The organism is Curtobacterium sp. MCPF17_021, assembly GCF_003234605.2.
GTDB classification, from domain to species: domain Bacteria; phylum Actinomycetota; class Actinomycetes; order Actinomycetales; family Microbacteriaceae; genus Curtobacterium; species Curtobacterium flaccumfaciens.
In genome coordinates this window covers 3,231,773-3,244,702 of sequence record NZ_CP126252.1, presented here as the reverse complement: position 1 = coordinate 3,244,702, position 12,930 = coordinate 3,231,773, and the positions used below count along the sequence as shown (strand labels likewise).

Annotated in this window: 5 protein-coding genes and 3 rRNA genes; all 8 read left to right on the top strand. The window is 64.2% G+C overall.

The window, feature by feature from the left end:
• Positions 1 to 2 precede the first annotated feature (2 nt).
• The 8 genes from DEJ29_RS15250 (at position 3) to DEJ29_RS15215 (ending at position 12,920) form a co-directional block, all read left to right on the top strand.
• Positions 3 to 1,199 (top strand): argininosuccinate synthase, encoded by a 1,197-nt coding sequence (locus tag DEJ29_RS15250; protein WP_111095338.1) that lies wholly within the window; start codon positions 3 to 5, stop codon positions 1,197 to 1,199.
• Positions 1,200 to 1,237: 38 nt separating this feature from the next.
• On the top strand, positions 1,238 to 2,674 hold the full coding sequence (gene argH / locus DEJ29_RS15245) for an argininosuccinate lyase (protein ID WP_111095339.1): 1,437 nt from the start codon (positions 1,238 to 1,240) through the stop codon (positions 2,672 to 2,674).
• Positions 2,671 to 3,369 carry a DNA-3-methyladenine glycosylase gene (locus DEJ29_RS15240; RefSeq protein ID WP_111095340.1) on the top strand — a complete coding sequence of 233 codons (699 nt, stop codon included), beginning with the start codon at positions 2,671 to 2,673 and terminating at the stop codon, positions 3,367 to 3,369. The genes argH and DEJ29_RS15240 overlap by 4 nt, the downstream gene beginning before the upstream one ends.
• A gap of 63 nt (positions 3,370 to 3,432) precedes the next feature.
• The gene (gene tyrS, locus DEJ29_RS15235; RefSeq protein WP_111095341.1) at positions 3,433 to 4,746 is read left to right on the top strand and encodes a tyrosine--tRNA ligase; all 1,314 of its coding nucleotides are present in this window, start codon (positions 3,433 to 3,435) and stop codon (positions 4,744 to 4,746) included.
• Between the two features lie 580 nt (positions 4,747 to 5,326).
• Positions 5,327 to 6,848 (top strand): 16S ribosomal RNA (locus DEJ29_RS15230).
• 433 nt (positions 6,849 to 7,281) lie between these two features.
• A 23S ribosomal RNA gene (locus tag DEJ29_RS15225) occupies positions 7,282 to 10,410 on the top strand.
• Between the two features lie 152 nt (positions 10,411 to 10,562).
• A 5S ribosomal RNA gene (gene rrf, locus DEJ29_RS15220) occupies positions 10,563 to 10,679 on the top strand.
• Together the 16S, 23S and 5S rRNA genes form the textbook arrangement of a ribosomal RNA operon.
• 1,389 nt (positions 10,680 to 12,068) lie before the next feature.
• Complete coding sequence (locus DEJ29_RS15215) at positions 12,069 to 12,920, top strand: tetratricopeptide repeat protein (protein ID WP_110864218.1); 852 nt, start codon at positions 12,069 to 12,071, stop codon at positions 12,918 to 12,920.
• Positions 12,921 to 12,930: the final 10 nt, after the last annotated feature.

Sequence of the window (12,930 nt, the reverse complement as noted above, 5' to 3'; positions counted from 1 at the left end):
CAGTGGCTGACCGCGTCGTCCTCGCGTACTCCGGCGGTCTCGACACCTCCGTCGGGATCGGCTGGCTGCGCGACGCCACCGGCAAGGACGTCGTCGCACTCGTGGTCGACGTCGGCCAGGGCGGCGAGGACCTCGAGGCGGTCCGGCAGCGTGCGCTCGACTGCGGCGCCGTCGAGTCGCTCGTCGTCGACGCCAAGGACGAGTTCGCCGACGAGTACATCGTGCCGGCGCTCCGGGCCAACGCGCTCTACCAGAAGCGGTACCCGCTCGTCTCGGCACTGAGCCGCCCGCTCATCGCGAAGCACCTCGCACTGACGGCGAAGCAACTCGGTGCCGACAGCGTCGCGCACGGCTCCACCGGCAAGGGCAACGACCAGGTCCGCTTCGAGGCAGCCGTTTCGGCGATCGCACCGGACCTGCGGACCGTCGCACCGGTGCGGGACCTCGCCCTCACCCGCGGCCGCGCCATCGCCTACGCGGAGGAGCACCGGCTGCCGATCCAGCATTCGGAGCGGGAGCCGTGGTCGGTCGACCAGAACGTGTGGGGCCGAGCGGTCGAGACCGGGCTCCTCGAGGACCCGTGGACCGCCCCCGCAGACGACCTCTACGCGACCACGCAGGACCCGGCGCTCCCGCAGCAGGCCGACGAGGTCACGATCACCTTCGACCGCGGTGTCCCGGTCGCCCTCGACGGGCAGCGGTTCAGCGTGCTGCGCATGGTGCAGGAGCTCAACGCGGTCGCCGGCAAGCACGGCGTCGGGCGGATCGACGTCGTCGAGGACCGGGTGGTCGGCATCAAGTCGCGCGAGGTCTACGAGGCGCCGGCCGCGATCGCGCTCATCGCCGCGCACGAGGAGCTCGAGAGCCTCACCCTCGAGCGCGACGTCGCCCGGTTCAAACGCGGCGTCGAGTCCGAGTGGGCCGACCTGGTCTACGACGGCCTGTGGTTCGGCGGACTCAAGCGCAGTCTCGACGCGTTCGTGGAGCACACCCAGCAGCACGTCTCCGGCGACGTCCGGTTGCGGCTGCAGGGCGGGCGTGCCACCGTGACGGGCCGTCGGTCGGAGCAGAGCCTCTACGACTTCGACCTGGCGACGTCGGACACCGGCGACGCGTTCGACCAGTCCGTGTCCAGAGGGTTCATCGAGCTCTGGTCACTGCCCAGCAAGATCTCCGCCCGCCGCGACGCGGCGAACTGACCGACAGCCGCACCACAGACGAAACGACGCAGGACGACATGACCGACGAGAAGACCGACGCCACCAACACCGGTGCCCTCTGGGGCGGCCGCTTCGCCGACGGCCCGAGTGCGGCCCTCGCTGCGCTCTCGAAGTCGACGCACTTCGACTGGCAGCTCGCGCCGTACGACATCGCGGGGTCCCGAGCCCACGCCCGGGCGCTGCACACCGCGGGCTACCTGACCGCCGACGAGCTCGAATGGATGCTCGCCGGCCTCGACCGGCTCGAAGCGGCGCACGCCGACGGCACGCTGCAGCCCGACGATTCCGACGAGGACGTCCACGGCGCCCTGGAACGCCTGCTCATCGCCGACCTCGGTCCCGAGCTCGGCGGCAAGCTCCGCGCGGGTCGCAGCCGCAACGACCAGATCGCCACCCTCGGCCGCATGCACATGCTCGACCACGGGCGGCGCATCGGCCGGCTCGTGATCGACCTCGTCGACGCGATCACCCAGCAGGCGACCGAGCACCCGGCCGCGATCATGCCGGGGCGCACGCACCTGCAGCACGCACAGCCCGTGCTCCTGGCCCACCACCTGCTCGCGCACGCCTGGCCGCTCGTCCGCGACCTCGAGCGCCTCCGCGACTGGGCCGGCCGCGCGAGCGTCAGCCCGTACGGTGCCGGTGCGCTGGCAGGGAGTTCGCTCGGCCTCGACCCCGCCGCGATCGCCGCGGAGCTCGGCTTCGACCGTCCGGCGGACAACTCGATCGACGCCACGGCAGCCCGTGACGTCGTCGCCGAGTTCGCGTTCGTCCTCGCGCAGATCGGCATCGACGTCTCGCGCCTGTCGGAAGAGGTCATCCTCTGGAACACGAAGGAGTTCGGCTTCGTCCGGCTCCACGACGCCTTCTCGACCGGCTCGAGCATCATGCCGCAGAAGAAGAACCCGGACATCGCCGAGCTCGCCCGGGGCAAGTCGGGGCGTCTGATCGGCAACCTGACCGGGCTCCTCGCAACCCTCAAGGGACTGCCGCTGGCGTACAACCGCGACCTGCAGGAGGACAAGGAGCCGGTCTTCGACTCCGTCGCCACGCTCGAGGTCCTGCTGCCCGCGTTCACCGGCATGATCGCGACCCTGACCTTCGACACCGACCGGATGGCCGAGCTCGCGCCGCAGGGCTTCTCGCTCGCGACGGACGTCGCCGAGTGGCTGGTCCGCCAGGGGGTCCCGTTCCGGGATGCGCACGAGGTCTCCGGCGCGCTCGTCCGGTACTGCGAGGAGCGCGGCATCGAGCTCGACGAGCCGACCGACGACGAGTACCGGTCGGTGTCCGAGCACCTCACGCCCGACGTCCGTGCCGTCCTGACCATCGAGGGCAGCGTCGCATCGCGCTCCGGCGTCGGGGGCACCGCACCCGACCGGGTCGCCGAGCAGCTCGCGTCCGTCACCCGCCGCGTCCGCGACCTGGCCGAGGGCGCGCCCTTCTCGCGATGACCGAGGGGATCGCCGCGCTGCTCGCCGAGCCCGCCCCGATCGCCGCGCCGGCCCTGCTCGGTGCGACGATCGCGGGGCGCGGCGTGGCGCTCCGCATCACCGAGGTCGAGGCCTACTCCGGCCCCACCGACCCCGGATCACACGGTCACCGGGGGATGACGGAGCGCAACCGCCACCTGTTCGGTCCGCCCGGCACGCTGTACGCCTACCGCTCGTACGGCATCCACACCTGCGTCAACGTCGTGAGCGGGCCTGCCGGCACCTCGTCGGGCTCCCTGCTGCGCGGTGCGCAGGTCGTCGAAGGACTCGACGTCGCGCGAGCGCGTCGCGGGTCGAAGGTCGCGGACGTCGCCCTGGCACGCGGGCCCGGCAACCTCGGTGGTGCGCTCGGAGCGGTCCTCGGGCAGGACGACGGCACGTCGCTCCTCGACGGGTCCGGCCCGTTCGAGCTCACCCTGGCACCCGGCCTGGAGGCCCGGCTCGCCTCTGCCGGACCGGCCCACGTGATCGACGAGCTCCTGTCCGAGACCCTGGCCGGTCCGCTCGCGGGCGCTGCGGTCCCGCGGATCTCCCGGGGCCCGCGCACCGGCGTCGGCGGCATCGCCGGCGGGGCGCGGTACCCCTGGCGCTTCTGGCTGACGGGTGACCCCACGGTCTCGACGTACCGGCGGCACAAGGGCGCCCTCGACTCGTGAACCCGGCCACGGGCCTCCCGGCTGCCGCGCCTGCCGGACGTCCGTCGCCGCTACGATGGCGGGGTGTCCAGTGATACCGCTCAAGACGTCCTGACGCGCCAGCAGAACGACCCCGCCTTCGACTCGGTGTGGGACGAACTGCAGTGGCGCGGTCTGGTGCAGGTCTCGACCGACGAGACCGCGCTGCAAGAGGCCCTCGACGGTGAGCCGATCACGTACTACTGCGGCTTCGACCCCACCGCGCCGTCGCTGCACTGCGGCAACCTCCTGCAGCTCCTGACCATGCGTCGGCTGCAGCTCGCCGGGCACAAGCCGCTCGCGTTGGTGGGTGGTTCGACCGGTCTCATCGGCGATCCGCGTCCCACGGCCGAGCGCACGCTGAACACGCCGGAGACCGTGGCGGAGTGGGTGTCCCGGCTGCAGACCCAGGTGTCCCGGTTCCTCAGTCCGGACGGCGACAACGGCGTCCGGCTGGTGAACAACCTCGACTGGACCGCACCGTTGTCGGCGATCGACTTCCTGCGCGACATCGGCAAGTACTTCCGCGTCAACTCGATGCTCAAGAAGGACGCGGTGGCCGCACGGCTGAACTCTGATGCGGGGATCAGCTACACCGAGTTCAGCTACCAGATCCTCCAGGGGCTCGACTACCGCGAACTCTGGCGGCAGTACGGGTGCACGCTGCAGACCGGCGGCTCGGACCAGTGGGGCAACCTGACCTCCGGTACCGAACTCATCCGTCGTGCCGAAGGTGCCACGGTGCACGCCCTCGGGACCCCGCTCATCACGAACTCCGATGGGACGAAGTTCGGCAAGAGCGAGGGCAACGCCATCTGGCTCGATGCCGAGATGACCTCGCCGTACGCGCTGTACCAGTTCTGGCTCAACACGGCGGACGCCGACGTGATCGCCCGGCTGCGGCAGTTCACGTTCCTGACGCGTGCCGAGATCGAACGACTCGAGCAGGTCGTCGCCGACGAACCCTTCCGACGAGAGGCCCAGCGGACCCTGGCGTTCGAGGTCACCTCGATCGTGCACGGAGTCGCGGCGACCCAGGCGGCGATCGATGCCGCGGCCGCGCTGTTCGGCAACGGTGACCTCGGTGCGCTCGACGTGGAGACCCTGCGGTCGGCGATCGCCGCGCTGCCGGGGTCGGTCACACTCGACTCCGGAGCGGACGTCGCACGGGCACTCGTGGAGACCGGACTCGTGAAGTCCCTCGGTGAAGCCCGCCGCGCGATCGACCAGGGCGGCGTCTCCGTGAACAACGTCCGGGCCGAAGACCCGGCCGCCCCGCTGTCCGGACTCGCCCTGCCCGGGGGAGTGCTCGTCCTCCGTCGTGGCAAGAAGACCCTCGCCGGAGTGACGCTCGCCTGATCCCGGTTGCTCGACCCCCTGCGATGCCCGGTTCCCCTGTGGAACCGGGCATCGCTGCGTCCGGGCGACGTGTGTTGCACAACCCGACACGCCCGGGATGGGGGCTGGCTTGGCGCACTCGCTCAGGGCTGCGTATAGTTCTTACTCGTCACCCCAAAGGTGCGGCGGAGCGGCTGGAGCGAAAGCCCAGAGCACGTCGGCCCTCAAGCGGGACCATCCTCCACTGAAGTTCAGATCGGGCCTTGCGCCGGATCGCTTCGACGCCTAGGATGACAAGCCCACCGGTTCTCTCCCCTCGGGATGAGCCACTGGACCTCCGGGTCCGACGAACAACCGGTGGCAGCCAAGAACACAAGCCTTGTGGCTGAAGCTCGAACTCGAGCCGAGGAGCAAGTGCGTCTGGTCCTTGAGAACTCAACAGCGTGCACATTGTCAATGCCAATTTATTGATTGACCTCGTGCCTGGTCGGCTTGCTGACTGGGTCATGAAGCAATTCCTTTTGGATTGAAGATTGTCAGTAGACAGTCAACAGTCAGAATCAACTCGGTCTGATGCCTTCGGGTGTTGGGTCTGTATTTTTTTACGGAGAGTTTGATCCTGGCTCAGGACGAACGCTGGCGGCGTGCTTAACACATGCAAGTCGAACGATGATGCCCAGCTTGCTGGGTGGATTAGTGGCGAACGGGTGAGTAACACGTGAGTAACCTGCCCCTGACTCTGGGATAAGCGTTGGAAACGACGTCTAATACTGGATATGATCACTGGCCGCATGGTCTGGTGGTGGAAAGATTTTTTGGTTGGGGATGGACTCGCGGCCTATCAGCTTGTTGGTGAGGTAATGGCTCACCAAGGCGACGACGGGTAGCCGGCCTGAGAGGGTGACCGGCCACACTGGGACTGAGACACGGCCCAGACTCCTACGGGAGGCAGCAGTGGGGAATATTGCACAATGGGCGAAAGCCTGATGCAGCAACGCCGCGTGAGGGATGACGGCCTTCGGGTTGTAAACCTCTTTTAGTAGGGAAGAAGCGAAAGTGACGGTACCTGCAGAAAAAGCACCGGCTAACTACGTGCCAGCAGCCGCGGTAATACGTAGGGTGCAAGCGTTGTCCGGAATTATTGGGCGTAAAGAGCTCGTAGGCGGTTTGTCGCGTCTGCTGTGAAATCCCGAGGCTCAACCTCGGGCTTGCAGTGGGTACGGGCAGACTAGAGTGCGGTAGGGGAGATTGGAATTCCTGGTGTAGCGGTGGAATGCGCAGATATCAGGAGGAACACCGATGGCGAAGGCAGATCTCTGGGCCGTAACTGACGCTGAGGAGCGAAAGCATGGGGAGCGAACAGGATTAGATACCCTGGTAGTCCATGCCGTAAACGTTGGGCGCTAGATGTAGGGACCTTTCCACGGTTTCTGTGTCGTAGCTAACGCATTAAGCGCCCCGCCTGGGGAGTACGGCCGCAAGGCTAAAACTCAAAGGAATTGACGGGGGCCCGCACAAGCGGCGGAGCATGCGGATTAATTCGATGCAACGCGAAGAACCTTACCAAGGCTTGACATACACCGGAAACGGCCAGAGATGGTCGCCCCCTTGTGGTCGGTGTACAGGTGGTGCATGGTTGTCGTCAGCTCGTGTCGTGAGATGTTGGGTTAAGTCCCGCAACGAGCGCAACCCTCGTTCTATGTTGCCAGCGGGTTATGCCGGGGACTCATAGGAGACTGCCGGGGTCAACTCGGAGGAAGGTGGGGATGACGTCAAATCATCATGCCCCTTATGTCTTGGGCTTCACGCATGCTACAATGGCCGGTACAAAGGGCTGCGATACCGTAAGGTGGAGCGAATCCCAAAAAGCCGGTCTCAGTTCGGATTGAGGTCTGCAACTCGACCTCATGAAGTCGGAGTCGCTAGTAATCGCAGATCAGCAACGCTGCGGTGAATACGTTCCCGGGCCTTGTACACACCGCCCGTCAAGTCATGAAAGTCGGTAACACCCGAAGCCGGTGGCCTAACCCTTGTGGAAGGAGCCGTCGAAGGTGGGATCGGTGATTAGGACTAAGTCGTAACAAGGTAGCCGTACCGGAAGGTGCGGCTGGATCACCTCCTTTCTAAGGAGCATCTGGTCAGTGCTGGTCGCCCATTAGGGGTGGTTGGTTGCTGGTCCAGGCGCCTGTTTCGGACCGAACGTGTCCGACGGGTAGCTCATGGGTGGAACATTGACAGTGCAGTTGGGAGTGATGCTTCCGACCTCAGTACGCTCTGCTTGCAGGGTTGGGACGGGTCGTGGGTGGAGCTGCTGGCTGGTGCACGTTGTTGGGTCCTGAGGGACCAGGCTTCCTACTGTCACGTGAGTGATGGTGGGGGTTGGGCCTACGGGTCCTTCGTCGGGCCAGGGTGAACCTACCGTTGTGGTGGGGGAGTGCTGGTGCCGATCGTATGTTGAGAACTACACAGTGGACGCGAGCATCTTTGATTCGCGTCATCCATGATCAGCCTTCGGGTTGGTGTGGTGTGACGTTGGATCGCAATTTTAATCTTTGTGGTCAAGTTTCTAAGAGCAAACGGTGGATGCCTTGGCATCTGGAGCCGATGAAGGACGTAGAAATCTGCGATAAGCCTCGGGGAGCTGATAATCGAGCTGTGATCCGAGGATTTCCGAATGGGGAAACCCCGCCAGGCGCTTTTGCGACCTGGTGACTCCCGCCTGAATATATAGGGCGGGTAGAGGGAACGTGGGGAAGTGAAACATCTCAGTACCCACAGGAAGAGAAAACAACATGTGATTCCGTGAGTAGTGGCGAGCGAAAGCGGATGAGGCTAAACCGATCATGTGTGATAGCCGGCGGGCGTTGCATGGTCGGGGTTGTGGGACACGTCACTCAGTTCTGCCGGACTGGGACGGTTACAGCGCATCATAGTCGAACCGGTTTGAAAGCCGGGCCGTAGTGGGTGCCAGCCCCGTAGACGAAATGGTGTTATGGCCGGATGTGTATCCCAAGTAGCACGGGGCCCGAGAAATCCCGTGTGAATCTGTCAGGACCACCTGATAAGCCTAAATACTCCCAGATGACCGATAGCGGACAAGTACCGTGAGGGAAAGGTGAAAAGTACCCCGGGAGGGGAGTGAAATAGTACCTGAAACCGTTTGCTTACAAACCGTCGGAGCCTCCTTAGTAGGGGTGACGGCGTGCCTTTTGAAGAATGAGCCTGCGAGTTAGTGATATGTGGCGAGGTTAACCCGTGAGGGGCAGCCGTAGCGAAAGCGAGTCTGAATAGGGCGTTTGAGTCGCATGTTCTAGACCCGAAGCGAAGTGATCTATCCATGGCCAGGTTGAAGCGACGGTAAGACGTCGTGGAGGACCGAACCCACTTCAGTTGAAAATGGAGGGGATGAGCTGTGGATAGGGGTGAAAGGCCAATCAAACTTCGTGATAGCTGGTTCTCTCCGAAATGCATTTAGGTGCAGCGTTGCGTGTTTCTCGCCGGAGGTAGAGCTACTGGATGGCCGATGGGCCTCAACAGGTTACTGACGTCAGCCAAACTCCGAATGCCGGTGAGTGAGAGCGCAGCAGTGAGACGGTGGGGGATAAGCTTCATCGTCGAGAGGGAAACAACCCAGACTACCAACTAAGGTCCCTAAGCGTGTGCTAAGTGGGAAAGGATGTGGAGTTGCACAGACAACCAGGAGGTTGGCTTAGAAGCAGCCACCCTTGAAAGAGTGCGTAATAGCTCACTGGTCAAGTGATTCCGCGCCGACAATGTAACGGGGCTCAAGCACACCACCGAAGTTGTAGATTTCGCACTATAGACAAGCCTTCGTGGTTCAGTCGTGCGGAGTGGTAGGAGAGCGTCGTGTGGCGAGTGAAGCGGCGGAGTGATCCAGCCGTGGACGCTACACGAGTGAGAATGCAGGCATGAGTAGCGAAAGACGGGTGAGAAACCCGTCCTCCGAAAGACCAAGGGTTCCAGGGCCAGGTTAATCCGCCCTGGGTAAGTCGGGACCTAAGGCGAGGCCGACAGGCGTAGTCGATGGACAACGGGTTGATATTCCCGTACCGGCGAACAACCGCCCAAGCTAATCCAGTGGTGCTAAGAGTCCTAACCCGGTACAACCGGATCCCTTCGGGGTGATGGTGGCCGGTCTAACGCTCGACCCCATGCTGGTGCGGTTAGCGTATGAACAGGTGTGACGCAGGAAGGTAGCTGAGCCAGGCGATGGTATCCGTAAGGTGAACCTGGTGTAAGGATGTAGGGCTGACGATAGGCAAATCCGTCGTCTGTGTGCCTGAGATCCGACGCGTACCCGTAAGGGGAAATCAGTGATCCTATGCTGCCGAGAAAAGCATCGACGCGAGGTTGCAGCCGCCCGTACCCGAAACCGACTCAGGTGGTCAGGTAGAGAATACCAAGGAGATCGAGAGAATCGTGGTTAAGGAACTCGGCAAAATGCCCCCGTAACTTCGGGAGAAGGGGGGCCGGACACGTGACCGGATTTACTCCGTGAGCGTTGAAGGCCGCAGAGACCAGTGGGAAGCGACTGTTTACTAAAAACACAGGTCCGTGCGAAGTCGCAAGACGATGTATACGGACTGACGCCTGCCCGGTGCTGGAAGGTTAAGAGGAAGGGTTAGCCTTTGGGCGAAGCTCTGAATTTAAGCCCCAGTAAACGGCGGTGGTAACTATAACCATCCTAAGGTAGCGAAATTCCTTGTCGGGTAAGTTCCGACCTGCACGAATGGCGTAACGACTTCCCAGCTGTCTCAACCGCGAACTCGGCGAAATTGCACTACGAGTAAAGATGCTCGTTACGCGCAGCAGGACGGAAAGACCCCGTGACCTTTACTACAGTTTGGTATTGGTGTTCGGAGTGGCTTGTGTAGGATAGGTGGGAGACTGTGAAGCGGGCACGCTAGTGTTCGTGGAGTCATTGTTGAAATACCACTCTGGTCACTTTGGATGTCTAACGTAGGACCCTGATCGGGTTCATGGACAGTGCCTGATGGGTAGTTTAACTGGGGCGGTTGCCTCCCAAAGAGTAACGGAGGCGCCCAAAGGTTCCCTCAACCTGGTTGGCAATCAGGTGGCGAGTGTAAGTGCACAAGGGAGCTTGACTGTGAGACTGACAGGTCGAGCAGGGACGAAAGTCGGGACTAGTGATCCGGCAGTGGCTTGTGGAAGCGCTGTCGCTCAACGGATAAAAGGTACCTCGGGGATAACAGGCTGATCTTGCCCAAGAGTCCATATCGACGGCATGGTTTGGCACCTCGATGTCGGCTCGTCGCATCCTGGGGCTGGAGTAGGTCCCAAGGGTTGGGCTGTTCGCCCATTAAAGCGGTACGCGAGCTGGGTTTAGAACGTCGTGAGACAGTTCGGTCCCTATCCGCTGCGCGCGTTGGAAATTTGAGAAGATCTATCCCTAGTACGAGAGGACCGGGATGGACGAACCTCTGGTGTGTCAGTTGTTCTGCCAAGGGCACCGCTGATTAGCTACGTTCGGACCGGATAACCGCTGAAAGCATCTAAGCGGGAAGCCGTCTTCGAGATGAGATTTCCATGCACCTTGAGTGTGAGAGGCTCCCAGCAGACTACTGGGTTGATAGGCCGGATGTGGAAGCGGGGACTAACGACCCGTGGAGCTGACCGGTACTAATAAGCCGAAGACTTGATAACACACTGATTTCCGTGCACTTGTTGCACGGGCTCGCGTCCACTTTGTGGTTCCCGACAGACGATCGGGAATCGAAACTGAATACACCGCTCTGCCCTCTTCACGGAGGGCAGCAGCCGGGACAGATTTGAGACCAGATCATGGTCGAAGGTGTTCCGGTGGTCATAGCGAGAGGGAAACGCCCGGTCACATTCCGAACCCGGAAGCTAAGCCTCTCAGCGCCGATGGTACTGCAAGGGGGACCTTGTGGGAGAGTAGGACGCCGCCGGACTTAACGTATGAAAGATGTGGCCATCGGCCCTCCATCGAGAATTCGCAGGGGAAACCCTCGTTCTCGGTCGGGGCCGGTGGCCATTTCTGTTTCTGCCGCCGTTCACTCGACGCCGGCTCCGGTTCGTGATGGACTGGAAGCCGACGTCGGTTGACCGACGCGGCACCCAACACAACGACACAGCGGACGAACGCCCGAGGCACTGCACCGGGCACGCGATGAGGAGCAACGGTGGCGAACGACGACGATCAGCGGCGGAACGACGGGGACCGCGGAGATCGACCTCGACGGGACGGCGACCGGTTCCCGCGTCGCGACGGCGCTCCGCGTCGGGACGGCCAGAGCGATGGTCGTTGGTCGTCCGGTCCTCGTGAGTTCGAGCGGCGCGAAGGCGACCGTCGTGATCGTCCGCAGGGTGGAGACCGTCCGTTCCGAGACGGCGCACCCCGCCGGGACAGCGCTCCACGTCGCGATGGCGATCGTCCGTTCCGGTCCGGCGACCGGAACGACCGTCCGTCGTGGCAGGGTGACCGCGGTGACTCCGGCCGGCCGCCGCGCGGTGATGGTCCGCGCGGTGCCGATCGTCCGCGACGCGATGGCGATCGTCCGTTCCGTGGTGGCTCCGACCGCCCGGCTCGTGACGGTGATCGTCCGTTCCGTGGCGGGAGTTCTGACCGTCCGCGTCGTGACGGTGACCGCCCGTTCCAGGGTGGTTCAGACCGTCCGCGTCGAGATGGCGATCGTCCGTACCGCGGTGGTTCGTCCGATCGTCCCGCTCGTGACGGCGACCGCCCCTACCGCGGTGGATCGTCAGACCGCCCGGCTCGTGATGGCGATCGCCCGTACCGCGGTGGCTCGGACCGTCCCGCTCGTGATGGTGATCGTCCGTACCGTGGCGGGTCGTCGGACCGGCCGCGCCGTGACGGGGACCGACCCTTCCAGGGCGGTTCTGACCGTCCGCGTCGCGATGGCGACCGCCCGTACCGCGGGGGCTCCGATCGTCCCGCTCGTGACGGGGACCGCCCGTACCGCGGGGGCTCCGATCGTCCCGCTCGTGACGGGGACCGCCCGTACCGCGGGGGCTCCGATCGTCCCGCTCGTGACGGAGACCGTCCGTACCGTGGTGGTTCGTCCGACCGTCCGGCCCGTGGTGGTTCGTCCGACCGTCCGTTCCGCGGCGGTTCGCCGGACCGCCCGGCTCGCGACGGCGGTGAGGACCGTCGTCGTTTCGGTGACGGCAGCCGTCACGCCGGCGCCCGTTTCGGTGAGGCCGCGCGCGACGACTGGGAAGACCGCGACCCCTACGGCACCAAGTCGATCCGTCCGCGCCACGACGACCCGGAGATCCCCGAGGAGATCCAGGCGCGCGACCTCGACCCTGCGGCCCGGATGGAGCTGAAGACCCTCAGCAAGGACAACGCCGACTGGGTTGCGCGTCACCTCGTGGCTGCAGCGCTCTTCGTCGACGACGACCCCGAGACGGCCAACCAGCACGCCCTGAGTGCTGCTCGTCGTGCCGGTCGTGTCGGTGTCGTCCGCGAGACGGCCGCGATCACCGCGTACCGCCTCGGCGACTTCGCCACCGCGCTCCGGGAGCTCCGCACCTACCGTCGGATCTCCGGTCGCAACGACCAGCTGCCGATGATGGTGGACTGCGAGCGTGGCCTGGGCCGTCCGGAGCGGGCACTCGAGCTCGGTCGTTCGGTCGAGCGCTCGGCCCTCGAGACCCCGGTGCAGGTCGAGCTCGCGATCGCCATGTCCGGCGCTCGTCTCGACCTCGGGAATCCCACAGCCGCCCTCGGCGAGCTGGAGATTCCACAGCTCGACCCGTCCACCGCCTACACGTGGTCCCCGGCGCTCTACAGTGCTTACGCGGCCACGCTCGAGGAGCTCGGTCGACAGGACGAGGCCGACGAATGGTGGGCCCGTGTGGACCGCGCGGCAGCGGCCCTCGCCGAAATCGCGGACGACAACGCTTGGGAGACAGTTGATGTGGTCGAGGAAACGCTCGAAGTCGAAGAACACGGAGACGCCGGAGACGACGCCGCCGATGACCTCGGAGCCGACGACGTCGCGACCGACGAACTCGACGGCGACGACGAATCCGCCGACGACATCGACGACGACCTCGATGACGAACCCGCCCTCGACGACCTCGACGACGACACCTCCGCAGCCGACGAGCCCGGCGAGATCGACGACGACAACCCCCGCGACGTCGACGGCTCCGCAGCCGGCTGAGCACTCGGCG